Annotated in this window: 27 protein-coding genes; 10 read left to right on the top strand and 17 right to left on the bottom strand. The window is 39.7% G+C overall.

Annotated elements, in window-relative coordinates:
• Positions 1 to 47: 47 nt before the first annotated feature.
• Both VB713_RS24970 and VB713_RS24965 read right to left on the bottom strand, forming a co-directional pair.
• On the bottom strand, positions 48 to 1,364 hold the full coding sequence (locus tag VB713_RS24970; RefSeq protein WP_323314191.1) for an O-antigen ligase family protein: 1,317 nt from the start codon (positions 1,362 to 1,364) through the stop codon (positions 48 to 50).
• Complete coding sequence (locus VB713_RS24965; RefSeq protein ID WP_323314190.1) at positions 1,346 to 2,188, bottom strand: YaaW family protein; 843 nt, start codon at positions 2,186 to 2,188, stop codon at positions 1,346 to 1,348. The genes VB713_RS24970 and VB713_RS24965 overlap by 19 nt, the downstream gene beginning before the upstream one ends.
• Positions 2,189 to 2,460: 272 nt before the next feature.
• On the opposite strand from VB713_RS24965, the gene VB713_RS24960 reads away from it, so the two are divergent.
• On the top strand, positions 2,461 to 3,246 hold the full coding sequence (locus VB713_RS24960; RefSeq protein WP_323314189.1) for an FkbM family methyltransferase: 786 nt from the start codon (positions 2,461 to 2,463) through the stop codon (positions 3,244 to 3,246).
• A gap of 124 nt (positions 3,247 to 3,370) precedes the next feature.
• Here VB713_RS24960 and VB713_RS24955 read toward each other — a convergent pair whose 3' ends face one another.
• The 5 genes from VB713_RS24955 to VB713_RS24935 form a co-directional block, all read right to left on the bottom strand.
• Positions 3,371 to 4,693 carry an ABC transporter substrate-binding protein gene (locus tag VB713_RS24955; protein ID WP_323314188.1) on the bottom strand — a complete coding sequence of 441 codons (1,323 nt, stop codon included), beginning with the start codon at positions 4,691 to 4,693 and terminating at the stop codon, positions 3,371 to 3,373.
• A gap of 221 nt (positions 4,694 to 4,914) precedes the next feature.
• The gene (locus tag VB713_RS24950) at positions 4,915 to 5,991 is read right to left on the bottom strand and encodes a glycosyltransferase family 4 protein (RefSeq protein ID WP_323314187.1); all 1,077 of its coding nucleotides are present in this window, start codon (positions 5,989 to 5,991) and stop codon (positions 4,915 to 4,917) included.
• Positions 5,992 to 6,290: 299 nt separating this feature from the next.
• Entirely contained in the window at positions 6,291 to 7,208 is a 918-nt protein-coding gene (locus VB713_RS24945) for an LD-carboxypeptidase (RefSeq protein WP_323314186.1), read from the bottom strand.
• A gap of 36 nt (positions 7,209 to 7,244) precedes the next feature.
• Positions 7,245 to 8,399, bottom strand: coding sequence for a peptidoglycan-binding protein (locus VB713_RS24940; protein ID WP_323314185.1), 1,155 nt, complete (start codon positions 8,397 to 8,399; stop codon positions 7,245 to 7,247).
• Between the two features lie 23 nt (positions 8,400 to 8,422).
• Positions 8,423 to 9,496 carry a DMT family transporter gene (locus tag VB713_RS24935; protein WP_323314184.1) on the bottom strand — a complete coding sequence of 358 codons (1,074 nt, stop codon included), beginning with the start codon at positions 9,494 to 9,496 and terminating at the stop codon, positions 8,423 to 8,425.
• A gap of 199 nt (positions 9,497 to 9,695) precedes the next feature.
• On the opposite strand from VB713_RS24935, the gene VB713_RS24930 reads away from it, so the two are divergent.
• Positions 9,696 to 10,688, top strand: a complete 993-nt coding sequence (locus tag VB713_RS24930) for a site-specific DNA-methyltransferase (RefSeq protein ID WP_323314183.1) — start codon at positions 9,696 to 9,698, stop codon at positions 10,686 to 10,688.
• Positions 10,689 to 10,902: 214 nt separating this feature from the next.
• Here the strand turns inward: VB713_RS24930 and radC are convergent, their stop codons facing one another.
• The 6 genes from radC to VB713_RS24900 form a co-directional block, all read right to left on the bottom strand.
• Entirely contained in the window at positions 10,903 to 11,634 is a 732-nt protein-coding gene (radC, locus tag VB713_RS24925; protein WP_323314182.1) for a RadC family protein, read from the bottom strand.
• Positions 11,635 to 11,845: 211 nt separating this feature from the next.
• Positions 11,846 to 13,906 (bottom strand): ribonuclease R family protein, encoded by a 2,061-nt coding sequence (locus VB713_RS24920; protein WP_323314181.1) that lies wholly within the window; start codon positions 13,904 to 13,906, stop codon positions 11,846 to 11,848.
• Between the two features lie 281 nt (positions 13,907 to 14,187).
• Positions 14,188 to 14,403 carry a 30S ribosomal protein S18 gene (gene rpsR / locus VB713_RS24915; RefSeq protein ID WP_015217159.1) on the bottom strand — a complete coding sequence of 72 codons (216 nt, stop codon included), beginning with the start codon at positions 14,401 to 14,403 and terminating at the stop codon, positions 14,188 to 14,190.
• A 2-nt stretch (positions 14,404 to 14,405) separates the two neighbouring features.
• Positions 14,406 to 14,600, bottom strand: coding sequence for a 50S ribosomal protein L33 (gene rpmG / locus VB713_RS24910; RefSeq protein WP_015217160.1), 195 nt, complete (start codon positions 14,598 to 14,600; stop codon positions 14,406 to 14,408).
• Positions 14,601 to 14,643: 43 nt separating this feature from the next.
• Positions 14,644 to 15,201: an RDD family protein gene (locus VB713_RS24905; protein ID WP_323314180.1), complete on the bottom strand. Its 558-nt coding sequence runs from the start codon at positions 15,199 to 15,201 to the stop codon at positions 14,644 to 14,646.
• 242 nt (positions 15,202 to 15,443) lie between these two features.
• A complete protein-coding gene (locus VB713_RS24900) occupies positions 15,444 to 15,596 on the bottom strand; it encodes a hypothetical protein (RefSeq protein ID WP_323314179.1) in 153 nt (50 codons plus the stop codon).
• A 115-nt stretch (positions 15,597 to 15,711) separates the two neighbouring features.
• On the opposite strand from VB713_RS24900, the gene VB713_RS24895 reads away from it, so the two are divergent.
• The 3 genes from VB713_RS24895 to VB713_RS24885 all read left to right on the top strand — a co-directional run bounded on the left by VB713_RS24895 (position 15,712) and on the right by VB713_RS24885 (position 18,672).
• Positions 15,712 to 15,870 (top strand): hypothetical protein, encoded by a 159-nt coding sequence (locus VB713_RS24895; protein WP_323314178.1) that lies wholly within the window; start codon positions 15,712 to 15,714, stop codon positions 15,868 to 15,870.
• Between the two features lie 2 nt (positions 15,871 to 15,872).
• Positions 15,873 to 17,099 carry a gephyrin-like molybdotransferase Glp gene (gene glp, locus VB713_RS24890; protein ID WP_323314177.1) on the top strand — a complete coding sequence of 409 codons (1,227 nt, stop codon included), beginning with the start codon at positions 15,873 to 15,875 and terminating at the stop codon, positions 17,097 to 17,099.
• Positions 17,100 to 17,214: 115 nt separating this feature from the next.
• The gene (locus VB713_RS24885; RefSeq protein ID WP_323314176.1) at positions 17,215 to 18,672 is read left to right on the top strand and encodes an MATE family efflux transporter; all 1,458 of its coding nucleotides are present in this window, start codon (positions 17,215 to 17,217) and stop codon (positions 18,670 to 18,672) included.
• On the opposite strand, the gene VB713_RS24880 is transcribed toward VB713_RS24885, so the two are convergent.
• The 4 genes from VB713_RS24880 to VB713_RS24865 form a co-directional block, all read right to left on the bottom strand.
• Entirely contained in the window at positions 18,669 to 19,415 is a 747-nt protein-coding gene (locus VB713_RS24880) for a hypothetical protein (protein WP_323314175.1), read from the bottom strand. The genes VB713_RS24885 and VB713_RS24880 overlap by 4 nt on opposite strands.
• A gap of 208 nt (positions 19,416 to 19,623) precedes the next feature.
• Positions 19,624 to 20,973 (bottom strand): aminotransferase class I/II-fold pyridoxal phosphate-dependent enzyme, encoded by a 1,350-nt coding sequence (locus VB713_RS24875; protein ID WP_323314174.1) that lies wholly within the window; start codon positions 20,971 to 20,973, stop codon positions 19,624 to 19,626.
• 192 nt (positions 20,974 to 21,165) lie between these two features.
• Positions 21,166 to 22,485, bottom strand: coding sequence for a DUF3326 domain-containing protein (locus VB713_RS24870; RefSeq protein ID WP_323314173.1), 1,320 nt, complete (start codon positions 22,483 to 22,485; stop codon positions 21,166 to 21,168).
• A 273-nt stretch (positions 22,486 to 22,758) separates the two neighbouring features.
• Entirely contained in the window at positions 22,759 to 24,345 is a 1,587-nt protein-coding gene (locus tag VB713_RS24865) for a B12-binding domain-containing radical SAM protein (RefSeq protein WP_323314172.1), read from the bottom strand.
• Positions 24,346 to 24,468: 123 nt separating this feature from the next.
• Between VB713_RS24865 and VB713_RS24860 the strand changes: the two genes are divergently transcribed.
• From VB713_RS24860 to VB713_RS24840, 5 genes are all read left to right on the top strand, one after another.
• The gene (locus tag VB713_RS24860; protein ID WP_323314171.1) at positions 24,469 to 24,693 is read left to right on the top strand and encodes an addiction module protein; all 225 of its coding nucleotides are present in this window, start codon (positions 24,469 to 24,471) and stop codon (positions 24,691 to 24,693) included.
• Positions 24,686 to 24,985 carry a type II toxin-antitoxin system RelE/ParE family toxin gene (locus VB713_RS24855; RefSeq protein WP_323314170.1) on the top strand — a complete coding sequence of 100 codons (300 nt, stop codon included), beginning with the start codon at positions 24,686 to 24,688 and terminating at the stop codon, positions 24,983 to 24,985. The genes VB713_RS24860 and VB713_RS24855 overlap by 8 nt, the downstream gene beginning before the upstream one ends.
• Before the next feature lie 13 nt (positions 24,986 to 24,998).
• On the top strand, positions 24,999 to 25,316 hold the full coding sequence (locus VB713_RS24850) for an RNA-binding protein (RefSeq protein WP_323314169.1): 318 nt from the start codon (positions 24,999 to 25,001) through the stop codon (positions 25,314 to 25,316).
• 78 nt (positions 25,317 to 25,394) lie between these two features.
• Positions 25,395 to 25,655 carry a DUF433 domain-containing protein gene (locus VB713_RS24845; protein ID WP_323314168.1) on the top strand — a complete coding sequence of 87 codons (261 nt, stop codon included), beginning with the start codon at positions 25,395 to 25,397 and terminating at the stop codon, positions 25,653 to 25,655.
• A 72-nt stretch (positions 25,656 to 25,727) separates the two neighbouring features.
• Positions 25,728 to 26,345 (top strand): GIY-YIG nuclease family protein, encoded by a 618-nt coding sequence (locus VB713_RS24840; protein ID WP_323314167.1) that lies wholly within the window; start codon positions 25,728 to 25,730, stop codon positions 26,343 to 26,345.
• The last annotated feature ends 50 nt before the right edge of the window (positions 26,346 to 26,395 follow it).

Here is a 26,395-nt window from a genome sequence, read left to right as displayed (position 1 = left end):
CTGGATTTACAGTTAAATTCGGTTTTTGGGGCTGAAAAATCTCTCTGCTAACTCCTAACTTCTGCTGATTGATATGTTACTCCGCACAGGGCGGCTAAGAATACCCAAAATAGGGTACTTAAGCGGATGTCAAAAGTTGTAACATCGACAGTATTAAATAATATCCAGCCGATAAAGGTGATGATATAACTAAAGAAGATTAATCTGTTTTCTAATGGTATATATTTTGAACTCCACAAAAGTCGAATAGCTGCAATTAAAATCCAAGCGAGTAAACTACAAAATAATAAAGTAGTAATCAAACCTGTTTCCGCAGATAACATTAAAAATAAGTTGTGGGGATGATTTACATCAGTTTGCATTTGTGCTTTGTAGAGTCCGCTAAAACTGCGTAAACCCGAACCAGTCAAAGGATGTTGTTGAGTTAAATTCCAGGCAAATTCCCACTGGGTTTTTCGCATGAGGGCGACTGGTCTGTCGGGATACATATCATCATTGATACGCGCCCAGATAAAATAGGGAACGAAGCGACGGAAAAATTGTGCGATCGCTAAAGGTGCAAAAGCTGCTAAAAGAATACTAGTGGCCATACTCAAAAAACCAGCCACGAGAAGCCGCCAACCTTGATAGAAAGCATAAGCTACACAGGCAAAAACCGCTATTAACCACCCATTCCGCGAGTTAGTTAAAATTAAAGCCATAAAATTGGCAAATACCGCCACCGTTAAGAAGATGATGGGACGATAAGAGACTTTTAAAGACGGATTTTTGACTTTGAGTTTTTGATAATTTTCTAGCCATAACCCTAAACATAAAATGAAGATAGTCGCCAAATAAGCGGCTAAGGTGTTGGCGTGCATTAGCACAGAAGACATCCGGCCTAATGGTACTCCACCAGGGGAAATTGTGATATCTAAGAGAACCCACAAAAACTGTAAATTGAAATTCCAGCCCAGAAATAATTGCCCAAAACCGATCATTACCACAGGTAAAGAACCAAACACCATAATCCAAGCAATTTGCCGTAATTGGGCAGGTGTTTGAATCAAGGCAGTTAATCCTGCAAACACGAAAAAATAAGGTAATAAGTTGAATAACCCCAGGAAAGCTTCCATTTGGTGAGAAGCAAACCCGGTAGTTATCAACAACAATAAACTTAAAACTGCAAATCCTCGGTGTAGGGGACGACGGCTAATCGTGCGGTATTGTTTAGCCCAGGTTATTAATGCGGCTAAAGAGATAGTTACAGCCCCCACAAAGGGATTGAGAGGAAAGACAAGCAACCCAAATTGGAGACAGTTCCAAGCGGGTTGCAAACTAGGATGGGAATGATAAAAAGCCTTGTTCAAGCTGGCTCCCAACATTCTGCACGGGTGAGACGAATTTGCGCTAGGGTGAATATAGTAGGAATAATGCGACCGTAATTAGTAGCGATCGCTCTCCAACCCAAATCCGCTAAAAACCAACCCCACATCATCGGACCGACAAAGGCAAACATACTGCGGACAGCACCATAACGGGCAGCACTCATCGTCATCCCTCGTTGCGCCATTTTCACTGTTACATAGCTTTGAAACTGCTTACTCGCCACTTGTGTGCCTGTAATTGCAGCTTCTTTAGCCACTTGATAAGTAGCAAAGTGGATAGCAAATTGACGGGCAATCTGTTTTAAAACAAATGGTTGCAGAACTGAAGTTACAGCCAAAGCACTACCACCTTTGAAAATTAATCCTAAAGGATCTTTTTGTAAATGTAGGGGTAATGGTTGTTTAATATCGGATTTAAGCAAGTGGTTTTGTAATCTTTGGGTCAATTTTTGCTTCTCTTGTTCCGGCAGCTTTTTCCACACCTTTCCTAAAAGATGCAAAAAGACTTCTGCTTCTAAATCAACAGTTGCTAAATTATGATAATAAGAAATTTTCAAATACTTACATACTTGAATTAACACTTGTCGATATGTGACTTGACAAGTGTGTCCGCGTAATACAGTCATCCCATCAGCCCCTAGAAAGCGAAAACGATCTTCTAGTGCATTTAGCCAAGCTTGACGATCTTGGCTTTGTACTTTGATCGGTTCAGGTGTGTGAACATAATCTAGGGGATTAAACTTGCGACTAAACAGAATAGCTGTTAAGTCCTGTAGTTCTTCTTCGGTGGCTAACTCCAGTACAGCCCTCAGTTCATCCAATTTCCCATTCTCCGATATAAAAATGCTAACAATTGCTAACAATCGACTGCCTTACACTTAAATGCTAACATGGACAGGGTTGAGTCAAATATAGCCATTATATTCAGGACTTACGCAATCCGCATATTAGTAAGGCGCATCAGATGCCGAAAATCTGTTGATTGTTACCGAATTGTAGAGTTTGACGCACCTTAAAATCTTACATTGAGCATGACACGCAGCTTTAGTCCTACTATTGTTAAAGTATTTCATATTTTCCTGCATTTATAATTATGACAAGCACACTAGCTCAAAAAAAAATCAACTTTCCCAATGGAATGGAATGTTACTACATCAGTAGCAGAGAAGAAACTGAATATATATATTCAGAAATATTTGTAGACCAGCAGTATCTTAAAAATGGAATTACTATTCAAGAAGGCGATTGTATATTTGATTTAGGTGCAAATATTGGTCTGTTTGCTTTATTTTTAAATCAATTGCCAACTCGATTAGAAATTTACTCTTTTGAACCAATTCCTGATACCTTTGCTGTTTTATCAGAAAATGTCAAGTTACATTCATTGAATGATATTTCTTTATTTAACTATGGACTAAGTTCAGAAAATAACCCAGAACAAATATTTACTTTTTATCCGAACATGGCTGGTAATTCTACAACTAAGCCTGATGATACCATCGCTGATGAAGATGATATTCTTGATAGAGATAGTAATGCAGAAAAAGTAGAAAACTTATACCAGCATTTATTTGCAGAAAAAACACAAATCAAATGTGCAATTAGAACACTATCTTCTGTCATTGAAGAGTTAAAAATCGAATCAATAGATTTATTAAAAATTGATGTTGAAGGTGAAGAATACGAAGTTTTAAAAGGGATAGAGGAAAAACATTGGTCAAAAATTAAACAAATAATTGGTGAATTTCATGATAAAGCTGGGAGGCTAGAAAAAGTCAAAACACTTTTGAGCAAACATGGTTTCACAATCACATTGGAGAAAAGAGAGGGTTTACCTTCTACATTTGTGAATATTTACAATTTATATGCCATGCGCTAAATATTTTTTGGCAGATCAATACAGGGAATAGTGGAGGTTTCTAACTCCCCATAGACAAAAGAAATTCAGCCCGAAAACGTTGAACGACGAGGGACGAGCTATTCCCTATGCCCTGCTTAATGGATTATTGCCAAATTAAATCTAAACGTCTTTGAGCTTCTTGAAGGGCTTTTTCTGGAGATTCTCCCAGCATAGTTGCTTCTATAGCTCTACCTAAACTATCAGACAGACGACTATAACCAGAAATAATTGGTCTACCAACTGATACAGACAATTGGTCAAGAAAGACTTTCATCACAGGTTTTTGCTGAATAAATTCTTGATAAGCTTGGCTTTGGGCAGATTTGATATTGACTGGTAAAAAACCTGAACCAATACTCCATTCAGTTTGAAATTCTTCACTGACAATGTATTCTAGGAATTTCCAAGCAGCTTGTTCTCGTTCGGCTATAGTTTTCATCACAAACATATTACCGCTAGAAATAACACTGGCTGGTTTTAGGTTAATAGGAATGGGCATAACATCATAATCTACTTGACTTTTCATGATGAATGTCCAAGGGCCTGTTAATTGCATTGCCACACGACCGGATATAAAATCATCTTCTTCAAAACCCCGTTCTGGTTCTGAAAATTTAGTTGAACCGTCTGTAATTAAGTCTTTCCAAAATTGTAAAGCAGCTATTGTCTGTTCATTTACCAAGTGAGGACGGTTATTTTTGACAACTGTGCCACCGCTACTAAATAAAAAAGGATACCACATAGAAACAGTCCATTCGCTTTTACCCAGAGGCATAAGTAGACCATACTGATCTGGATGATGATCTCCATTTTTATCAATAGTCAGTTTTTTGGCAACTTCCCGCAATTGCTCCCAAGTTTTTGGCACTTCCTTTATACCTGCGGCTTGAAACAAATCCCGTCTGTAAAAAATGCCAATATCCCCAGCAAATAAAGGCACTGACCAAGTATGACCATTTAACTGCATTTCATCAAAGCAAGTTGGAATAATTTCTGACTTGACTGGTGATTTGTCTAGCCATTTTTCCAAAGAGCGAATTGCTCCAGCTTCTACCAGTTGTCCTGTAATTTGGGGATTAAAGAATAAAATATCTGGAGGCACATTGCCAACTACTGCTGTTAAGACTTTGGGAATTTGTTGCTCTAGTTGACCAGCATAAATAGATTCAATTTGAATATCAGAATGAGTTTGGTTAAACTTATTTACCAATTTATTAAATATATCTCGATTATTAGGAGGATTAATCCCGTGCCAAAGAGTCAATTGAATGACATGATCATTTTTTTGAACGCTTGATGTTTGACAACCGCTGAGATTGATGAAAAATAGACATAATAAACTAATCAAAAATGCTCGCTTGAACAAAGTGCTGAATTTAGAAGTCCACCTATTATATTTAGATAAAGTCGTCAATAATATATTCATAGGTTAAATTCAAAATTCGCTAGTGCTTAATAGTCATTAAAGTTGGCTTTTCATTAATTATTATGCCAAATATGAATTTATTTACCCCAAAACCCTTATAAATAAAGGGCTTTGTTCGTTTTTGATGCAAATTTATGTTTGATTAACCTACAACCCTTATCTGGCAAGGATTTTAAAATTTATTTTATTGGTTAATTTAGCATAGTAATTACCGAATAGCCTTAAAGTTTAGCCAACAACTGAGTAAAATGTTGAGCAAGAATGGGAGCATCAAACTCTGCAACTTTGGCTCTACCTGCTTTACCTAAAGCGTGGGCTTTTTCAGGAGATAAAAGTACCTCAGCTAATTTTCTGGCTAAATCTTCTGCATCTAAAGGAGTTGCTAATAAGCCTTGTACTCCATCTTCTATCAACTCAGGAGTTGACGAAGCGCGACTAGCAACTATGGGTTTACAGCTGGCCATTGCTTCTGCAAAGACAATCCCAAATCCTTCTTGCAGACTAGGTAAACAAAATACATCACAATGAATATATTCATGTACTAATTCCTGATAAGGCAGGTAGCCCAAAAATGTGACGTTTTCATTTAAATCAAGTTCTTGAGCCAAATTACGCAAATTATTCCATTCTGGACCTTTACTAGCAATTCTGACTTCTACATCTGGTATCTGACGACGGAGAATCTCCGTAGCGCGAATCAGAGTTACAACATTTTTACGTGGATACTGCACTCCTACACATAAGACGGTAGGACGTTGCTTAATTTTATGGTCTTGCTTTTGACTTGCAGATGCTAATGCTTCATCCCATCCTTGAAGATCAAAGGGAGGCATGACTATGTTGATATCTTGACTATACTCATAAAGTTGACTTAATCTGGTGCGGGAATATTCGCTGGTAACAATTACCATTTTGGCACGATTGACACTCACTCGCTCTGCTTTGGCCATCAATTCTAAAGAAGTACGTACCCAACCTCGCTCAAATTTGGCTTCGTCGGCAATAATGCCCAGAATATAGACAATGAAAGGTGGTTTAATGCGATGAGCAATTGTGTAACCGTCCATATCTAGTCCAACTACTACGTCATAGTTGTCGAAGCTACGCGGATCTAGCGTCCAGTTCCACAGAAAACGATGCGTCATATACCCCAATGGTCCCGCTGGTTTAGTTGGAGCAAAGACATCAACGGTATGACCTTGCAATCTGAGATTATTAATTAGATGTGCGCTGCCGACGAAAGTACCGCTTCCCAATTGAGCATTTTGGGGCGTACCTGTGATAAATGCTAGTTTCATTTGGTACAAAAATTAGTTTGGTGTATCTCTCAATTCACGTTGTATTTTATCTTTATCTAGGGTTTGCTGTTCGCGGAGCGTGCCATTAGGCATATAAAGCAAAACCTATATATCAATAGTTTGAAGGTCGAAAATGTAAATAAGGTGCAAGGAATAAGCGTTGAAACTACCAAAAACCTATCACTTGACCAGATTCAAGACTATTCCTACCTCCTTCTTCCTTCTTCCTCCTGACTCCTGACTCCTACCTCCTAGCCCTAACAAAAAGACTTTTTCCGCAAACCCTATGTAGGATATATTTAGAATGTAATCTTCAAGATGCCCTGATTCGCATCCAAAGTTACCTCTACGCCTACTGGTAAAGCTGCGTTAGGACTATCATGACCAAAGGGTAAATCTGAAACAATAGGAATACTCAAATCAGCCAACCGTTCCCTCAAAACTTCTTCTGTGTTCAAACTAGGTATATTGGGCGGTGCTTCGCACTTGGTAAACCCTCCTAAAGCAATACCACGAACTTTAGATAAAGTACCACTTAATCGCCACTGAGTTAGCATTCTATCAATGCGATAGGGTGCTTCTGAGATATCTTCAAAGGCTAAAATCACATCATCAAGTTGAGGTAAAAGCGGTGTGCCTAAAAGATGGGTAGCAACTGTTAAATTACCAGGCAGTAACACACCTGTTACTTTACCACCACCCCAGCCATTACCCTTTAAAGGTGCGATCGCACGACCTTCTAATATGTCAAATAGCCTCTGTATTGACCATTCTGGCTCATTGACGAGGGTAGTCATGACGGGACCATGAACACTGGAAATCCCGGCGTTATAGAGACTCCACAATAGGGCTGTGATATCAGAAAAGCCGATTAACCATTTGGGATCTGCTATATTTTGTTGCCAGTTCCAATCTTCTAAAATGCGGGTACTACCAAAACCACCTCTAGCGCAGATAATACCGCGACATTCCGGGTCATTCCATGCTGCTGCTAATTGTTGACGACGGTGGGTATCTGTACCGGCAAGATAACCATGTCTATCATCTATGTTATCGCTGATTTCGATTCGGTAGCCGTGCGATCGCCAAATTTCTACACTTTTATCAAAGGCCTCAAATTCTCGCAATGCACCACTAGGGGCAATTACGCGCAATAAATCACCAGGTTTGAGGGGTGGAGGTAAGATAGCAGATTTGCACTTTTGGATGTTGGTCATTGAGATGAGGGAGATAGGGAAAAATTTTACTAATTATCAATTTTGTTCTTCTGTATTCATATTTGTGAAAACTTGTGCTTCGGGAATGTTACCCACATGGTTCATTTTTGTGAAAGCATATCGTGCTGTTGCTTGTACTTCTGGATCTGGATCTTCCAATGCGTGACGTAAAATCTGACTCATTTGCCCCATCATGTCATAAATGCGAAGTAAATCACGAATAGCATTTTTCCTGACTTGAGGACTTTCATTTTGCAGAGATATGACTAAAGCACGGTTCAAAGGTTTGAGAGTGCGACTACCAATTTCTGCCAAAGCTGATAAAATTAAACCATGTTGTTGAGAATCAGCATCCATCATCAACTCCACTAGTGGCTTAATAGCCCGCGAATCTCCTTGTTGACCTAAATTCCAAATAGCCTTGCGTCTCAGGGTAGGATCATCAACCCCCAACTCTTTAATCAATTCATCAAAAATATTAATTTTAGCAACCATAGCACTTGCGTTTGGTTGTAATAATTCTATGGAACTTGATACAGCAGGTGTTTGTGCTGGGCTTAAAAAGAATTTAGGATGATCCTGAACAGATGGACTCAGAAGTTTTTGATTTTCTGATATTGCTGAATTTTGGATTTTATTAATCCTTTGAATTAAGTAGACAAAAGCACCAACACTTCCTAAACTTCCTAAACCAAGTAGTGACCACCAGATCCAATTTACCTGGTTGGGTTGGGACTTAGTATTAACTTGAGGAACTTGAGGAATAGGAGCAGAAACAGGAACAGTTGTGCATTTAGTTTGACCTAATAAAGCTTTTTTCAGAATACTTTGAGTGGTTAAATCAGCAATACCATCTTCTCTTTTCAATACTCCTGCTTTCTGAAATTTAGCTACTGCATTTTGCGTACTAAGTCCATACTGTCCGTCAATCCAGTCATTGTAGTATCCTAATGCCTTCAACTGGACTTGCAATACCTGCACCTCCGCACCTGTCATACCTGGATTGAGAATAGTTGGTTGAAACGGTGCTAAGTTAGGTGTAGTTGCTATAGCTCGATTTGGGTATAAACCCAAGCAGAAACAAGAAGTAAAAACCAAGATGAAATGGGGAATGGGGAACAGGAGAAGTTGGTTTTCCTGTATTTTCTGCTTGTTGCTGACCTGATTTTCCTGTTTCTTGATCTCCCGCATATTCCTCATCTCCGAGTAACTTGTTAGGGTGAAGCTTCTGGTTCAGATTGTCTTACAGATGAGGTGATAGTATTCAACCTCTTAGTAGTAGATGCTTCTAAAACTAGTTGCTGGTGTGGTATTGCTTTTTCATTGATAGTGACTTTGTTATTTTGACCTGCAAGGGTTTCGCGTTGGTTAATTAAATAAATACTGATTAAAGTTATGAAGACTCCTAACCATTGAATGGTGGTGAGAACTTCTGAGAGGAAAATATGCCCAAATATCAACGCAAAAACAGGTGTGAGAAAAGTGAGAGAACTTAAACTAGTCAGATTACCACTCTGAGCAAAGTAGAAGAATAAACCATAAGCGATCGCACTCCCAAATATAGTTGCATAACTTAAAGCTAACCAATCAGATGGTACAAGATTTTGCCACTGTTCAACTTCCACGGTTGCAGAAATCCCCCACAACGGCAATCCTGCTAAAATCATATGCCATCCTGTAGCCGTAATCGGGTCAGCATACTTACACACATACCGAATCAGCACGGTTCCCACAGCCATTGACAAAGCTGCCAATAACATCAACCACTCACCACTAGCAAACAATTGTTGCCAGTTGTCGGTGGTAATTTTTACCCCTGAGTCCAGAACCTGAAAAATCCACTCTTCCGGCAAACCAATTAAACTAATACCAGTGACTCCCAATCCTAACCCTAACCATCCCCAAAGGCCAATATGTTCTTTAAATAGCCACAGAGACAGCAAAGCCACTGCTAAAGGTTGAGAGTCAATCATTACAGAACCTAACCCCGCACTGGTTCTGACTAACCCCTCTGCTAAAAAACCCTGAAACAGCGTACCATCAACAAGGGCAAATATAGCAATCCACAGCCATGCTAACCATCCTTGAGGTTGGGGTCTACCCATAAATGCCGCAGCGATAAGAATTAACACCCCCGCAGGTAATAACCGTAGTCCTGCCATAAATAGAGGTGTTGTATGAGGTATCACTCCTTTCATGGCTACCATTGCCGTACCCCAGAGGAAAAAGGGAGCAATTAACAGTAAGGAAGCTACGAGAGATTTAGATTCTCTAAGTTGCAGTTGCATGGGTTAGCTGTGGTGTTTAGTAAATTAGGTGGAAACATTACTTTACCTAATTTTACAGAAACATTGCTTTTTGTGTTCATGTAGCATCTGGGAAAACAGGAATTAATACCCAATGGTAACAAAATTTACAATGACTTATTTTAAAGGCTGAAAGCTGAATTGTGTTTAATCAGCATAAAATAGTATTAAAAAATTTGAGATGAAACTGAATTGTAAACCTTACTATACAACAAAATTAGGTGCTGCTTACTTGGGAAACAGCCTGGAATTAATGGCAAATATTCCTGATGAAAGCATTGATTTAATTTGCACATCTCCACCTTTTGCATTGGTGAGAAAAAAAGAATATGGCAATGTCGATGCAGACAAATATATTGAATGGTTTCAATATTTTGCAGCACACTTTTATCGGATACTTAAACCGACAGGTTCATTAATTATTGATATTGGTGGCAGTTGGATTAAAGGAATGCCAGTTCGTTCTCTTTATCATTTTGAACTGGTTATTTCTCTATGTAAATCAAAAGAAAAAGGTGGATTAGGATTTTATTTAGCACAGGAATTATATTGGTATAATCCAGCCAAACTCCCCACCCCAGCAGAATGGGTAACAATTCGTAGAGAAAGAGTCAAAGATGCAGTAAATACCGTGTGGTGGTTGTCAAAAGACCCGCATCCCAAAGCTAATAATAGAAGGGTTTTAAAACCTTATAGTAAGTCAATGAAAAACCTGCTCAAAAATGGTTATCAACCAAAAATTAGACCATCAGGGCATGATATCTCTAATAAATTTGGTAATGATAGAGGAGGTGCTATTCCTCCCAATATTATTGATGGCAGAGGGAATACAGATAAGGAAGAAATAGGACAACCAACACCTTCACCAGCAATATTTTCAGAAGATTCAATAAATTCAGTAAATGTTATTTCTGCTTCAAATACTGCTTCCAATGATTATTATCAAAGACGCTGTAAAGAAACAAATATTAAACCACACCCAGCCAGATTCCCCCACGCATTACCAGAATTTGTAATTAACCTTTGTACAGAACCAGGAGATATTGTTCTAGATCCTTTTGCTGGTTCTAATATGACAGGTCGAGTTGCAGAAACTTTACAAAGGCGTTGGTTATCTTTTGAGATTGATGAAGACTATATCAAGAGTTCAAAATTGCGATTTGAAGAGCCATGATTTTCCTGGCTACGGAAATCAAAACCCGAAAGGATAATATGTTGCCGATTCCAGTCTGAAGGCTTAATCAGAGATGTAATCGGTATTTATAGCAATTACCATTCAAGTGAGGTACAAGCTGTAATAATTAAACGCAGATGAACGCAGATATAGCTTGCTTCCCGCAGGGTACGCAGATGGTTTTGTACTTCACTAGACTAGGAAACGCTATAATTCAATCTATCTGGGGTAAATTATCCCACAAAGTTGTAGTTTCTCGTAAACTCTGATGAGTGCCATTACCTAAAATCAAATGATCTAATAAGGGAATACTTAAAAGTTCCGCCCCAGCTAATAATTGCCGTGTTAATTCTATATCTGCTTCACTTGGTTCTAGATTACCAGAAGGGTGATTATGGGCAACTATTACCCGCGTGGCACCATGACGAATCACTTCCCGAAAAATATCACGGGGAGAAGCTAAGGTTTCAGTCGCAGTGCCAATAGTAATTACCTTAGTTCCCAAAAACTTATTTTTCACATCTAAAAGTAGTACTGCAAAACGTTCTTGACTCTGCCACATCAAATCTTGACTAAGCGTGGCAGCCGCAGCCAGTGGGCTATCAATGACTGTTCCATCTGAAGGACGGCATAAAAATGCACGTTTGCCTAATTCAATCGCTGCGAGAATAGTTGTTGCTTTGGCAGGGCCAATACCGGGAATTACCATCAATTCAGCCGGGGTAATTTCCCTTAAAGCTGCCAAAGGATCACGCTGATGTTTACTTAATTCATGTAATATATGTTGCCCCAAACCGACTGCGGAGAGCTTACCTGGACCTTGTCCAGTAGCCAGCAGAATGGCAATTAACTCAGCAGTAGCTAAGATTTTCGGGCCATGGGTCATTAATCGCTCACGGGGACGCTCATTTTCTGGTAAGTCGGCAATTCTGAGGCAATATGTCATATAAAAATTCAGGGGAATATGCACCACAGATGGAACTATTTCTATTTATCCCTTTTTTAAGCTACAAATTATCTCTATTGGCAAAAATCTTTATTTATGTGTGGGTACTTACTTGTTTCTAATTTGTAAGGAGTCAGAATAATAAGGCTTTTCGAGTCAAGTTTGATAATTTTGATCTACTCTCTATCATCCTGACTCCTGACTCCTGACTCTAATTTGCTAATGATTGAGATTCTTGATAAATTATTTCTTGGAATTGGATCATATCTTTTTGCGGATCAGCGAGACTAACTTTAACTAATAACTGTTCACCTAAATTAACAGAACGTCTAAAGGCCATTGGTAATTGCAAGCCTAAATCTTCTAACAGAATTAATGCCAAATTGCTATCTTCCCGCAGCCACATCAAAACTGTAATTTGCCATACTTGTTCGGGATGACGGCGTAAATATTCTAGAGCATAATATCTGTTTGTTTGTCGTTCCACCATTGTTACTTCTTGGGTGGTACTGGTGACTGTCATCATTACTTCTTTTAGCTGTTCAGGGGAGAAGGGCAAAACTTCGCCACGCAAATGGGCTTTGAGTTGGAAGTGGGTGAGGAGGTCACTGTAACGACGAATGGGAGAAGTTGCTTGGGTGTATGTATCTAAGCCCAAACCAGCATGGCGTACAGGTGTGATGCTCATTTCACTTTTGGGCATACAACGACGCATGGCGCAGGAACGGACAAAACCAGGGGGAAGTTGCAGTAATTCTTCTTCTGGAGGGAGTTCTGGTTGGGGTTGACCGCGAAAAGGTAGGGGGATGTTATGTGTTTGTCCATAACGTGCGGCTACTTCTCCAGCCAGAATCATCATTTCTGCTACTAATTGCCGAGATGAGGAATCATCTAAAATGTCGATGCTGATGTCATCATCTTTGACTTTGATCATCGCTTCTGGCATATTGATGCTGATGGCTCCTTGGTTATATCGCCAAGTTTTACGCCGTTTTGCTAAATTAGCGATCGCAGCAATTTCTGGTTCTGCTTCTACCCCTAATTCCAACATCTCATCTACATCTTCATAGGTGAGGCGATAAGTAGGCTTCATCAAGGTGGGATGAATACTATAATCTTCTACAGATCCCGTTTGATTTAAAACTATCCCAAAACTGAGGGCGCAACAAATTTTCCCCTGTACCAAACTCATCGGTCCGGTTGCTAGTACTTCTGGGAACATGGGAATCATCCCTGTAGGCAAATAAACAGTACTACCCCGCTTTCTGGCTTCTAAATCTAACTCATCTTCTGGTATTAACCACCGGGTTGGGTCAGCAATATGTACCCACAGCCGTTCCTGTCCATCTGGTAGTAATTCCCAACTCAGACCATCGTCTATTTCCGTAGTACTTTCATCGTCAATGGTGTATACCTTCAGATGAGTTAGATCTAGGCGATTGACATCCAAGTCTGTTGGTGGGAAATCTAAGCGTTGTTGCGCCACTTCTAATACCTTATTGGGGAACTGAACGGGAATTGAAGAACGACGCAGGAACAGGTTTTCATGGGGACTCCACCAACCCAAGTCGATCAATAGTTGTAAAGCTGCTTGGGGAGTAGCAGAACGTCCCAGCATATTCATGGTTTCTAAGACTGGGGCTGGAGGCGGATATGCACGAGCTAAGGAATCAAAATTTAGTCCCATCCGCACAATATCGGCCATGAGAGTCGCGTACTTCTCCAGTGTTTCTAGGCGCTGGCGATCTAGTCGTTGCCATTCTATACTTTCACCACTGAGTGCCTGTTCTACACGGGTTAAAAATTCCTGCTGTCCCTTAGCTTTTTGTGCCTCTACTTCAATCTGATGTTTACGTTCTGCAATTTGTGCTGCACTACGGGGTTCATAAGCTTCTCCTTTTTGCTTGAAATAAAGTTTGTCTTCTGATAACAAGCAATGAGCCGCGTAAGCATGAACTGCATCTGATTCGGAAAACAGCAGATTTCCCATTTGTGCTGGATTAACTATTTCCCCATCTTCTATTAATATTTCCCAAGCTACTTCCAAACTAGATGGATCTAGGTAAGGATTAACTTGCTCTAAAAAATTGACGATTTCTGAGGGCTGATAAGTTTGCCCGTTGACTGTGTAAGTAAATTGCCGAGGCGCGAGGCTGTGGGATTGACCTCGTTCATCTATCACGAACCAACGGGTTTTACCGTCTGGACGATCTACTACGCCCAGACGGCGTTCGCCTTGAACCCTAAATTCAACTAGCGTCCCCTTGTCCACAACTCTCGCACTTTATAGTAATTTTAGATTTTAGATTTTAGATTTTGGATTCAATAACTAGTCACCCAAGTTCCTAGTTATCTAGTTTAGGCTGGTGATTTTTTTCAGTCACCTAACTCAAAATCTATTGATTTTAAATTTGGAATGCCATTATTGTACACTCCCTTGGTGTTGATAAAATTTTAGATTTTGGACTGAAAGTGAACGTTTAATGTCTATTACCAACGTTACTTTTTTTTGGATCATTATCTAAAATCCAAAATCCAAAATCCAAAATCTTCTTAGCCTTCTGCGTTGATAAATGGCAACAAAGCCACAATCCGAGAGCGTTTAATCGCTAATGTTAATTCGCGCTGTTGTTTACAAGTTAGCCCGCTAATCCGGCGAGGCAGGATCTTACCACGTTCTGTGATAAATTTCCGCAATAAATCAACATCTTTATAGTCAATGGGTTCTCCTGGCTTGATTGGCGACAGGCGACGACGGTAATAGCTCATCTTTACTTAATTTCCTTATGAACAGTGTGTTTGTTACAGTGGGTACAGAACTTTTTCAGTTCTAAGCGACCAGTGGTGTTCCGACGGTTCTTGGTGCTGGTGTAGCGAGAAACGCCAGCAGAACGCTTGTCTGGGTTGGTACGACACTCGGTGCATTCTAGTGTCACTATTATGCGGGCACCTTTACTCTTAGCCATAATCTTACAAACAGTGAAGCCTGGAGAGATTTAACACAAATGACTATCTTCTCACATTTCGCTGCAATTTTCCAACTAATCTTTTAACTTTTAAATCTAGTGAATAGCCGCGTCGTGATGAAACGATGATAGTTCCAGAATAGCGATCGTGCAGAGCTTGCCGCATCTGAGTATTAGATAAAGCAGTACTACAGTCAATAGCCAGGGGAAGTAATAGCAGTATAGCAGTGGGATTGGCGATTATGTTTGTCAAACCAATTGACACCAGAAGCGCATTAAAGCACATAATCCCTTCTCGCTTAAATAATGCCTGTAATTGAGGGACTCTACTAACTATTTCCTTATTTTTAACTTCTAATACTTTTAAATTAAATGCCCAACGACCTAAACTTTGCCCATGATTGTTGTAAACCACTAGTACTCGCAGAACTAGCCAAGTGAAAATGAAAATGAAAATTTGGGCAAATTGAATACCAATATTACTGCTTCCTAAGAGGGAACTAATTAACCAGACACCAAGAAAATCTATCCCTAGTGCCAGTCCTCGGCGGATAATTTCTGCCTTAGGGTAGTGTTTTTCGGGTACTTTAACAATAGTCATACACAATAAGTGTTTATGTTTAGGTTCAGGGAAATAATTATTGCCCTGTTCTTTAATATTAAGGTGATAATTTCAGTGTTAGAAAGGGATACGTTTCTCAACCCACTCTACAAGATTATCGATCGCACTCAACCTAATCTACAGAATTAGCGATCGCACTACTCAACCTAATCTACAGAATTAACGATCGCACTCAACCTAATCTACAGAATTAGCGATCGCACTCAACCCAATCTACAAGATTAGCGATCGCACTCACCCACACCGACTCCCTCCTCAACCTCCAACAAACCGGCAACGCCTACTTTAAGTAACAACGTCAAAATAGCAGGCGCAAACACCTCCGGCGATAAAATAGCCCTCAACACACCCCGCACCATCGACATCAGCAACATCGCCCCTGGAACCCCAGGGCTGTTTCATTCCCTAAAAGGCTTGCAAATGCAAGAGTCTAGAAGATGAAAAATAAGCTTGGCATTCAATCTTAGGCATCAAAATGGTCACCAATTTATGACTTTTGCTCTGATATTTATTGCCAATCATATTGACAAAATACATACCTTATCGAATGAAACAGCCCTGCCTGGAACCCTAGCCACCCTCTACTTCGACCTCCTCGGCTTCGGAGCCAAAGATGCTAAAATCACCATTGATAACGGTAATTATTAACTATGCTGTCAGTTAGAGATGCAGAAGCTACTATTTTAAATGCTGTACAAGGGTTCGATAACCAGAAGGATATAGAATTTGTCGATTTATTGACTGCAAATGATCGCATTTTGGCAACTTCTATTACCAGCCATCTAGATTTTCCGCATTGGGATAATTCGGCAATGGATGGTTTTGCGGTGCGTTATGCAGATGTGCAGCAAGCTAGGGCTGAAAAACCAACTGTTTTGGAAGTTGTGGCAGAAATTCCGGCTGGATGTCAACCTCAAGTTACTATTAAACCAGGACAAGCTGCACGGATTTTTACAGGTGCGGTGATGCCAGTAGGTGCGGATACTGTAGTCATGCAGGAAAAGACTCACCGACAAGAAAACCGCGTTTCTATCTTTGCTGCACCCCAACCGCAAGAATTTGTCAGAAATAAGGGAGATTTTTACAAAGCTGGCAGCGAACTTTTGCCAGCAGGTATTCGTTTAACTGCATCAGAAATTGCGGTTTTAGCTGCGGCTGGGCGTGATCAAATTAGTATTTTTCGTCGTCCTCGTGTGGCAATTTTTTCTAGTGGCAATGAGTTAGTGATGCCGGGAGAACCGTTACAACCTGGGCAGATAGTAGATTCTAATCAGTTTGCTTTGGCTACTTTGATGAGGGAATTAGGGGCAGAAGTGTTACTGCTAGGAATTGTCAAGGATGATCCTGCGGCTTTAAAAGAAATTATAGAGTATGCGATCGCTAATTCTGATATCGTTATTTCTTCTGGTGGTGTATCTGTAGGCGATTATGACTATATAGAAAAAATTTTACAATCTCTTGGTGCAAAAATCCACTTTCGTGCTGTGCAGATGCGTCCAGGAAAACCTCTGACTTTTGCAACTTTCCCCAATACTCTATACTTTGGTTTACCCGGAAATCCTGTGTCTGCGTTGGTAACTTGTTGGCGCTTTGTGCAACCGACGATTAAAAAACTAGCGGGACTTGCTCAAGGTTGGCAAGGGCAATTTTTGAAAGTGCGATCGCACTCCGAACTACAATCTAATGGCAAGATGGAAACTTATATCTGGGGTAAGTTACATTTAGTCAATGGCGTTTATGAGTTTTATAAAGCCGGGGGTAATAACAGTTCTGGTAATTTGATTAATTTAGCCCAAACTAATGCTTTAGCTGTTTTACCAGTCGGGAAAACCTTAGTTTATCCACGGGAAGAAGTACTAGTTTTGCAGGTGAGATAGTTAGTAATAACTCAAGTTGCTAGTTATCTAGTTGAGGCTGGTAATTGGTCATTGGAAATAAAACTTCTGTTTTTATCCTGTTCATCTTTTAATCCTGGACATCCTGATTCAGACAATGTGTCTAAATAAACCAAGAGTAGTTGATTTAATGCGATCGCCATCAAAAATTCTATCAGAAGTTTTTGCCACCTTACAATTAGCAGTTCCTTTGGGAGGCATTCAGCTTGCAGAGACGGCTGTTGGTTTTGTAAATACCGTCATGATGGGATTTTTGGGCATTCAATCCCTTGCCGCTGGTGCTTTAGGTGTAATTACCTTTTATACCATAACTTTCATGTGTATGGGGGTTTTAGAAGGAGCCAGTCCCCTAGCTGCCGAAGCCTTTGGTGCAGGCAACACAAAGCGCATTCGCCAACTTTTAGCCCAAGGACTTTGGCTGGTACTTGCCCTCTCTTTACCAATGATGTTGCTAACGTGGCATCTGGACTATATTTTAATGCTATCGGGTCAACAAGAAAATACAGTAGCCCTAGCCAGTCATTATTTAAGAGCCATTGTTTGGGGTTTTCCGGCAGTGTTGGGGTTCTTCATCTTCAAGGAAGTAGCCACTGCCCTCAATCGCCCCCAACTAATTAGTGCGATCGCTCTGACTAGCATTCCCCTAAATATTACCATCAACTACCTTTTACTTTTTGGTAAGCTAGGTTTACCATCTCTAGGATTAGCAGGAATTGGTTGGGCTAGTACCTTTGTCTTGTGGGTAAATTGCCTAACAGCAGCAGCCATACTTGGTTTCCATCCTTGGTTTAGAGAATACAAACTGTTTAGCTCTCTCAGGTTCAATAGAGAACTGTTTGCCGAACTCTGGGAAAACGGCTGGCCTATTGGTTTGCAATTCGCAGCCTCCATGTTGTTATTTACCCTGATTGCCTTGTTCAGTGGCTATATGGGAACAACACTACTAGCCGCGAATGAAATTGTCGTGCAAACTATAGAAGTCTCCCTAATTGTACCAATAGCGACTTCTTACGCTGCCATGACGCGAGTTGGACAGATGCTTGGTCAAAATGACTTTACTGGTGCAAAAAGGTCAGGATTTGCAGCTATTACTATTGGTATTGCCACAATGAGCATTATCACCATTGCTTTATGGCTATTTCCAGAGCAAATTGCCGGCATATATTTAGATGCAAGTCATCCAGATAACGCTATAGCAATTAAATCTGCAATCCCCCTACTGAGAATTGCCGCACTTTTTTTAATAGCTTATGGACTTAATTTCATTGCTATGGGATTGTTGCAGGGAATTCAAGATATCCGCTTCCCTTTATTAATTAACATACTATTTCAGTGGTGTGTTGGCATAACAAGCGGCTACTTACTGTGCTTCTATCTCAATTGGGGAGGTATCGGCTTATGGTCAGGATTAACAATAGGAACTACACTAGCCACAGTGTTTTTAATCTATCGCTTTTACCTTTTGACTTCTGAGATTATCCAATCTAAAGAAGATGAGGAAGGGTGTAAATCCGCAGATGATGATCAAACTCCTGTATTGCAATCAGTTTCTTAATCGTTTTTAGCAGAGGCAGTAACTGAATCTTGAATTTCTTGAGCAAAGTTGCGTCCAACAATCTCTCCCAAAAACTTCAGTTCTTCTTGTAACAAAATATAGCCTAGCTGTCCGCAATCAGCAGGTTTGCCACAAAACGCTTTTGTGAAGTAACCATCAAAATCTGGCAAATACCACGGTTCAGTTTTAGGACTGGGTAAAAGTATTTCTGGTTTATTATCTCCTGGTGCAATCAGAATTGGAAAAATCCAACAAGTGAAGGGTTTATAATACCAGCGATGTAACCCTTTTGCTTCTGCTAACAATTGCAATCCACAGCGTCCGTCATCAACAGCAAAAACACAGACTGTATTTTTGAAATGCTGGGGATAATCTTTAATAAGATTTGAAAAAGGTTTCTCTTTTACTGCTGTTTTCTTAATCGAACAGATACCTTCCCATTCCTTATTCTCAACTGTAAATTTTTCATACTCTTCATCATCAATAATTACTTCTGCTGGTAAATCAAGACCGATAGCTTTAAAAAAATCGGCTTCTTCTTCAACAACTCTTTGAATAACTTCAGCAGTTTCTTGATTGACATTAACTCCATTATAACAACACATACCATGACAGCTAGACAAGGAACAATGCTGACGATGTTGCTGAAATGAATCAATGTCAAGAGTGGACTGACTAAGTTCATCTTGGCAAGTTTTCTCTGTTTGGGGGTAAGCCGTAAAATTCAGAAATTTTTCTGTCATATAGAGATCCTATTTGAGTTGAATAGGGAATAGGGAATAGGGAATAGGGAAAAAAAAGCATTCATAAATCATTTAGGATTGCTATATTATTATTTGACATTTGGGAGCAAAATCTAAGCTAAATAATCCTTTTACTGCATTGGGAATATTAGATTTTTTAACTTCTGTTTTAATGCATAACACAGCCTATTCTCCTTGATTAACTTATCTAAATCATTACTTCAACTAAAGTATCTGGTTTTAGCATTTTCAGATGCCAGTCAGATATTTCTTCACCGGGTATTAAGACAGGAACGCATGGAGGAATTATTTTGATGCTGTTGCAGCTAACCATTCCCTTTGCTTCATCTAGATAAAGTGTCTTTCGTTGCTGTGCCAAAAAAGCCTCTCTTGGTAAACAACCCATAACCGGAGTGCGAACCAAAAGACGATCATCAAAAAACTGTCCTTGTTCTTTAGCAGCAAGAGTTTTGTAAATGTCTGCAAGGACTTGGGCTACATAGACAAAATCATCATCAGTATTTTGAAATGAGAAAATTAGTAATACCCCTTTTTGATTTAAGTATTCATAGTCAACGCTACGTTCAAACAAAAGTTTACCAACTTCTTCACCCGTAGTGCGATCGCTATAAAGAAATATTTTGAGAGGATCACTAACCTGGGAATCATAGGTTAAGGCATTTCCCCAACTATCCAGCAGACATCGTAAGTTATCACAATTGCGGGCAGCCTTTTGGAAAATAGATTTTCTTTCATCTCCAAAAGCGAGCCGAATAGATTCTTCTATGCTCAATAGCAACAAGTTACTCCGAGATGTTGTTTCCAACAGCGACAGGGCTGTAAGTACTTCTGCTTCCGTGATTGTTGAAGTTTCAGGTAAATGAAGTAAGGCTGTTTGCACAAGACTACCCACAAACTTGTGAAGGCTATGCACAACCAAATCAGATTCTTGAGACAGCGCTGATAACTTCTCCTCCTCTAAAAAAGGAAAATGAGTACCATGTGCTTCGTCGATGATGAACTCAATATTTTGACTACGACAGTATTTTGCGATTTTCCCCAAGTCAGTCGTGATGCCATCATAGCTGGGATGTGTTAAAAAAAGTGCAGTAACTTCTCCTGCCCTTGTTTCTAATGCTTGAATAACTTCTGCATCTGTTGGCATTAACGAACGTGATGGAATAAAGAATGGTTCTATTCCAGAAAGAACAAATCCATTAATAATTGATAGATGACTATTGAGACCAATAGCAATTTTTTGGTGTCTTCTTGCTAGTATTGCACAAGCAATTAAAATCCCTTGGGTGGCTCCTCCAGTCAGAAAAAAGGTACGCTTAGTTTTATATAATCCAGAAATATACTTTTCTACATTGTCAAACTTGTCACGGTTAAAGAAAGGCAAATCATAAGCGTAGATGCGATCGTCAAAATATTCAGATACTCCTCTAACCCCTTGATGTGCAGGAGTATGGAGTATAACTTTTATATCTGGGTAATGAGATGTAATCATCTGATAAGTAGACAATTTGCCATCTATATCGCTTGCTTTAGGTTCCATAAGCCTGCTGTTTGACCTTTAATTTACTCAGTTTAAGAGCATCCCAAAATCAAAATTATAAAAATCCTGTTTAGTTAAGCCAGTCTAATTTTGCTATTCTCTACAGGAATAAATTTACCCAAATGGAATGCTCTTTTTCCTTCGTTTTGAGTTTTGCTGACAAGTGTGAGCAGTAACTGAACAAATTCGATATTAAAGAAAAATTGGCTCTATTGGGGGCATAGGACGTGTTGTGGCCTCAGGGGCAATTCCATGCCGTAAAGCCAGGAGTAACCCAGAAGCTTCCATGTAACTATTCACGTAGTAAATTTTTCTATGTTCATGGTCAATTCCCAGAATAGAAGGAGTTACTTCATACTGAGTGTAATTATCCCGAACCAGAATAACTGGAATATTCTGCTCAAGAGAGGCAAAGAAGGGAATATTGCCCACCGAACTCTCTGGCATCACCACTGCTGAGACATTTTCTACAGAAATTCCCTGACATCCTGATGGCAATGGAGTATCAAATTTTGCTAGACGTGGGGAGCGGGTTAGTCCTTTTAAAGTCGAACAGAGAAATGAACTAGAAATTAACTCTGCACCATCTCGTGGGTCTCCAAGAGTCCCAAACATAGTATGAGCTTCATCTAAAAGTAATGGTGAATGGGCAGCAGTAAAAGGATAAAAATTCGTCGTCATGTGGGTAAGAATTGCCTCTGCTCCTCCCCAGGGATTTGGTATGGATTCTTTGTTGTAATACTGCTGTCGAACTTCATCCTCAACTAAGAGAGTTGTGGAAAAAGCAACAGCATTGGTGTCTGTCTGAGCAACAATATCTAAGGCTTTCATCAACTCGTCAATGCCCTCAAATTCTCCAGAGGCATGACCATAGGGGGAATAAGTACATTTGGTGCTTACTTGTCCACCTGTTACTACTACAGGATCAATATTGATTCCTCCAACAGTTCTCAAAGCATTGAGAGCATTAAGGATATTGTTCAAAAATTTCTCTTGGGTTTTCTCAATAATCACACCAATTTTGGTGCGAGTTTCTGGAATTAGAGTGGTATGTCCCAACAAAAGATGGCAAATTAAATTTCCTTCTAGGTAAAGAACATTGTCACTAGCGTAATAGAGGTCAGAAGCTGTCACCGAATTGGGATTAACAACTAAATAATCACAAGCTTTGGCTAAAAGATTCACACTTGGGGTAGCATCACCAGCAAAACCTCCTATTTCTGCCCGGACTCCTGTGGGGATAATGCTGACAGCGACAAAAGGTTTAGCTGAAGATATTTGACGAGGACGAATATTTAATAAGGAAGGCCAGACAGGTTTTCTATCTGTTTCCAAAAAACTGCTTTCAAATACTAACTTATTTTCTCGGACTGCCGTTAATATCAACCTGATTGGTGTTCCTGGTAGTCCTAGCTCTCCAATTCGATGAGCAATTTCACTCCAAGTTAGTTGCTTAGGAGAACATTCGATTTCAAAATCTTTGGTAATAACTTGGGACACAGTTTCAACCACATTACTAGCTCCAGACTCCACTTATACACGAAATTGAACATTGATAACAAAGATTAAAAAAATTTTAAGTATTTATATGGCTGTAAGTTTATATAATTACAGCAGAATTCAGGAGTCAGGAGTCAGGAGTAAAACTGGCTTTATGTATAGGTTTCAATTTAGATTTTGTACCTCCTAACTATGCAAACTGCTGTATTTAATTGATACTATTTCTCAACAAGTTTCCATAAAAAAATCCCCTGTCTAGTTGATACTTTGACAGGGGGGTTTCAATTAGCTAACTACTGCTTCTGCTTTTGCCTTCACAGGTACATAGGGTTTTTCTGCACCTTGAGCTAAATATGCAGCTAATTGGCTTTCAATTTCATCACGCACAATCTGCCGATATTCCATAAAATGCTCAATGTGAGCGCAGGTAGAAACGTACTGTTCGATAACTTTGGGGTTATGCTTGAGAATGCTAAAGAAGTGATGCCAGAATTTCCAGCGGGTTTCTCTTTTAAAACCTTGTCGCCAAATCACAATTAGCAATGCTCTAATAACTACCCATTCTGGAGTTTTGGCTGGTGCTGTCCATTTGGGAGAACCCAACATCAGGAAACAGCGATAGGTGCGATCTAAATATGCGACAGGATCATATAAGGCACAGAAAGCTTCGACATATTCCCTCGCAAGTTCTTCTAGGGGACGGGTGGGAATGAAGTTCATCAATGTGGTTTGGTTGATGTTCCCGTCTTTATTTTCCCGCAGTCTGCCTTCTTTTGTGAGACGATGCCACAGCGCCGTATTTGGTAGTGCTTGCAGCATAGCAAAGGTTGTAGAGGGTATGGCTGCTAGTTCTGCGAATCTGACAATGCGATCGCCTGCACCGGCCTTTTCACCATCAAAACCAATAATAAACCCAGCCATTGGCCGCAGTCCAGTTCTAATGATTGTTTCTACTGACTCAGTTAAAGAACTGCGAGTATTTTGAAATTTCTTAGTTAGTTGTAAGCTATCTTCATCAGGGGTTTCAATACCCAAAAATACCGCTTTAAATCCGCAATCAACCATCAACTCCATCATTTCTTGGTCTTGTGCCAAATCAATAGAAGCTTCTGTGTCAAAATTGAAGGGATATTGATGTTCTTCCATCCAGACTTTTAACTCTTTTAGCAACAATTTCACATTGCGTTTGTTGCCAATAAAGTTATCATCTACCATAAACACGCCACGTCGCCAACCCAACTCATAGAGATAATCTAATTCTGCTAAAAGTTGTGCAGGTGTTTTGGTTCTGGGTTTGCGTCCATAAAGTACAATGATGTCGCAGAATTCGCACTGGAAGGGACAACCCCGCGAAAACTGCACAGACATCATGTCATAGGCATTAAATTCTAATAAATCAAACCTGGGAATGGGTGTACCAGTGACATCAGGTTTTTCAGTAGCGCGGAAAACGCCAGATTTTTCACCTTTCTGCACTGCTTCCACAAACATGGGTAAAGTCAATTCCCCTTCATCGAGAATCAGGAAATCTGCACCTGCTGCTTCAACTTCATGGGGTGTCGATGTAGGGTAGGGGCCACCTAGCGCCACCAGCTTACCACGCTGTTTTGCTTCTCGAATTTGATCCAGTAAATCTTGTTTTTGGACAATCATGGCAGAGAAAATTACAATATCTGCCCATGCCCATTCTTCCTCAGTTGCAGCGCGAATGTTACGATCTACAAGTTTAAATTCCCACTCTTGGGGCAAAATCGCCGCTACCGTCACCAAACCCAAAGGTGGTAACAGTACCTTGCGATCAACTAACGCTAGAATTTTCTCATAAGACCAAAAGGTGCTTGGAAATATTGGATAAACTAGCAAAACACGCATAGTATCACCCCTCACGATTTATTTGTGATCTCACTGTAACCAAAATTAAGACTAATTGACTTTTTTCTCAATTTACCTGCTGTGTGTGAGAATAGAGAAACAATTTTGATCGCTTAGTTGATTATGAAAGTAGACTTTGCACCGATTTTTGAACTAGGGTTGTCAGAAAAGCTACAACTTCTGGAAGATTTATGGGATGATATTGCTACAAAATCAGCTAGTCTTCCTGTATTAGATTGGCAAAAAGAAGAACTTGCTCAAAGAAAAGCTCTCCATTTACAAGATCCTAGTTTAGCTAGTTCTTGGGAATCAGTAAAAGCAAGAATCCGTAGTCGCAGTAATGGTTAAGAGTCTTATTACTTTACCGCAAGCAGAACAAGACATTGCTGATGCTTATGACTGGTATGAGGAACAAGAACTGGGATTAGGTGATGAGTTTCTGCGGTGTGTTGATGCTTGCACACAATACATTGCGAGAAATCCTGAAATATATGAATTTGCTCATGAGACTTACAGACGTGCTTTAGTCCGTAGGTTTCCTTATGCTATTTTTTACGAGTATTTTGAGAATGTAATAACTATATATGCGGTGTTTCACTGTTCTCAAGATCCTAAAAAATGGCGTAATCGCTTAAAATGATATAATTCTTATTATGAATAGTACAACTTGGGAGCAAATTAAATCTAAGTATAAGCTAGGTCAATTTGTTCTGGGAAAAGTAGAATTTCACAAATCTTTTGGTGTTTTTGTCAATATTGATGAGTCTTTAGTTAAGGGGTTGATCAAAATCCCTGACTTTTTGGATGAGGGAGAGATGAGCGAAGAAATGTATCCAGAAATTGGCACAACTATAGGCGCGGTTGTGGTTGGATACAATGATAGTAATTGTCGGGAAGTATATTTAAGTGCAAAACCCAGTGTACTGCATAAAGCCCTTGTACCCCTGAAGATTCCTGCTTTAGCTGGTTAAAACTAATTGACTTTTTTCTCAATTTGTCTGCTGTATGTGAGAATAGGTAAAAAATTTTTATAATTCAGGAGTCTCACAGTGCTGGCTCAATTAGATCGCATTACTGTTAATCCTAACGTTTGCCTTGGACAACCAACAATTCGAGAAATGCGGATCACTGTGGGCTTTGTCCTGAAATTGCTCGCTAGTAACCTTTCGGTTCAGGAAGTTTTAGCAGCTTATCCAGAATTAGAAGATGAAGATATTCGGCAGGCGGTTAAATACGCGGCTTGGACTGTTTCAGAGGAAATTGCGAGTATTCCTCTGCAAGTTTATTTATCAGGTGCAAGCATCAATTAGTTTATGTCAGGTTCGCTAAAATAAGTCAAGGTGCAACTTGAAACTTAAGCTATTAAAAAAAGGAGTAAGTGCTTGGAACCTATTTGCAAACACTGTGGATATCCGATTGAGGATAATCAAGGAACTTATTGGGTTAAAGGAACAGGTGGTATTTATTCTAGAGGTATATATCCTAATACAGTAGTCTTTGCACATTGGGGAGAATGTGCAGATATTGTAGGTCAATACTTCGCCCAATTTCCTCCAGATGAAAATGGAGAGTCCTGGTTTTGGAATCATTTACCCTTCCATATTCAATCTGATGAGGATACAACTAATTCAAATAGATTTATTTATGTACTAAAGAATCGAGAATATTACAAAATAGGGATTGCGAAGGATGTTGCAAAAAGGATGCGGAAACTGCAAACAGGTAATCCGATTAAACATTTGTTTGTTTCCTCTTCTTTTTTTGAAGATGCACCTACATTTGAACGGCTTTTACATGAAGCTTTTGCCGAGTATAGGGGAGAAGGAGAGTGGTTTAAGTTACCACCTGAAAAGCTAGAAGAGCTAATTAAAATTTTAGAGAACAAGGATTTTATCGAGCAGATTCCACCGCTAGATAATATAGTTTACTATCGTCCTGGAACGAGGGTTTTATGGCGTAATCAACCTGGCTTTGTACATAGCTTAGTGATCAAAACCTGACGGGATGACAAAAATGGTTAAAATGCAGACAGAATAAGCCTCATAGCTCT

The organism is Anabaena cylindrica UHCC 0172 (genome assembly GCF_034931625.1).
Taxonomy (GTDB): domain Bacteria; phylum Cyanobacteriota; class Cyanobacteriia; order Cyanobacteriales; family Nostocaceae; genus Anabaena; species Anabaena cylindrica_A.
Note: the sequence above shows the minus strand (reverse complement) of the source record. Positions and strands in the feature narration are given on the sequence as shown.

Bases quoted from the DNA above. Each gene is read 5' to 3' on its own strand.
- VB713_RS24970 (WP_323314191.1), bottom strand. From the start codon at position 1,364: ATGTTGGGAGCCAGCTTGAACAAGGCTTTTTATCATTCCCATCCTAGT.
- VB713_RS24960 (WP_323314189.1), top strand. From the start codon at position 2,461: ATGACAAGCACACTAGCTCAAAAAAAAATCAACTTTCCCAATGGAATG.
- VB713_RS24955 (WP_323314188.1), bottom strand. From the start codon at position 4,693: ATGAATATATTATTGACGACTTTATCTAAATATAATAGGTGGACTTCT.
- VB713_RS24950 (WP_323314187.1), bottom strand. From the start codon at position 5,991: ATGAAACTAGCATTTATCACAGGTACGCCCCAAAATGCTCAATTGGGA.
- VB713_RS24945 (WP_323314186.1), bottom strand. From the start codon at position 7,208: ATGACCAACATCCAAAAGTGCAAATCTGCTATCTTACCTCCACCCCTC.
- VB713_RS24940 (WP_323314185.1), bottom strand. From the start codon at position 8,399: ATGCGGGAGATCAAGAAACAGGAAAATCAGGTCAGCAACAAGCAGAAA.
- VB713_RS24935 (WP_323314184.1), bottom strand. From the start codon at position 9,496: ATGCAACTGCAACTTAGAGAATCTAAATCTCTCGTAGCTTCCTTACTG.
- VB713_RS24930 (WP_323314183.1), top strand. From the start codon at position 9,696: ATGAAACTGAATTGTAAACCTTACTATACAACAAAATTAGGTGCTGCT.
- radC (WP_323314182.1), bottom strand. From the start codon at position 11,634: ATGACATATTGCCTCAGAATTGCCGACTTACCAGAAAATGAGCGTCCC.
- rpsR (WP_015217159.1), bottom strand. From the start codon at position 14,403: ATGAGCTATTACCGTCGTCGCCTGTCGCCAATCAAGCCAGGAGAACCC.
- rpmG (WP_015217160.1), bottom strand. From the start codon at position 14,600: ATGGCTAAGAGTAAAGGTGCCCGCATAATAGTGACACTAGAATGCACC.
- VB713_RS24905 (WP_323314180.1), bottom strand. From the start codon at position 15,201: ATGACTATTGTTAAAGTACCCGAAAAACACTACCCTAAGGCAGAAATT.
- VB713_RS24900 (WP_323314179.1), bottom strand. From the start codon at position 15,596: ATGTTGCTGATGTCGATGGTGCGGGGTGTGTTGAGGGCTATTTTATCG.
- VB713_RS24895 (WP_323314178.1), top strand. From the start codon at position 15,712: ATGACTTTTGCTCTGATATTTATTGCCAATCATATTGACAAAATACAT.
- glp (WP_323314177.1), top strand. From the start codon at position 15,873: ATGCTGTCAGTTAGAGATGCAGAAGCTACTATTTTAAATGCTGTACAA.
- VB713_RS24885 (WP_323314176.1), top strand. From the start codon at position 17,215: ATGTGTCTAAATAAACCAAGAGTAGTTGATTTAATGCGATCGCCATCA.
- VB713_RS24880 (WP_323314175.1), bottom strand. From the start codon at position 19,415: ATGACAGAAAAATTTCTGAATTTTACGGCTTACCCCCAAACAGAGAAA.
- VB713_RS24875 (WP_323314174.1), bottom strand. From the start codon at position 20,973: ATGGAACCTAAAGCAAGCGATATAGATGGCAAATTGTCTACTTATCAG.
- VB713_RS24865 (WP_323314172.1), bottom strand. From the start codon at position 24,345: ATGCGTGTTTTGCTAGTTTATCCAATATTTCCAAGCACCTTTTGGTCT.
- VB713_RS24860 (WP_323314171.1), top strand. From the start codon at position 24,469: ATGAAAGTAGACTTTGCACCGATTTTTGAACTAGGGTTGTCAGAAAAG.
- VB713_RS24855 (WP_323314170.1), top strand. From the start codon at position 24,686: ATGGTTAAGAGTCTTATTACTTTACCGCAAGCAGAACAAGACATTGCT.
- VB713_RS24850 (WP_323314169.1), top strand. From the start codon at position 24,999: ATGAATAGTACAACTTGGGAGCAAATTAAATCTAAGTATAAGCTAGGT.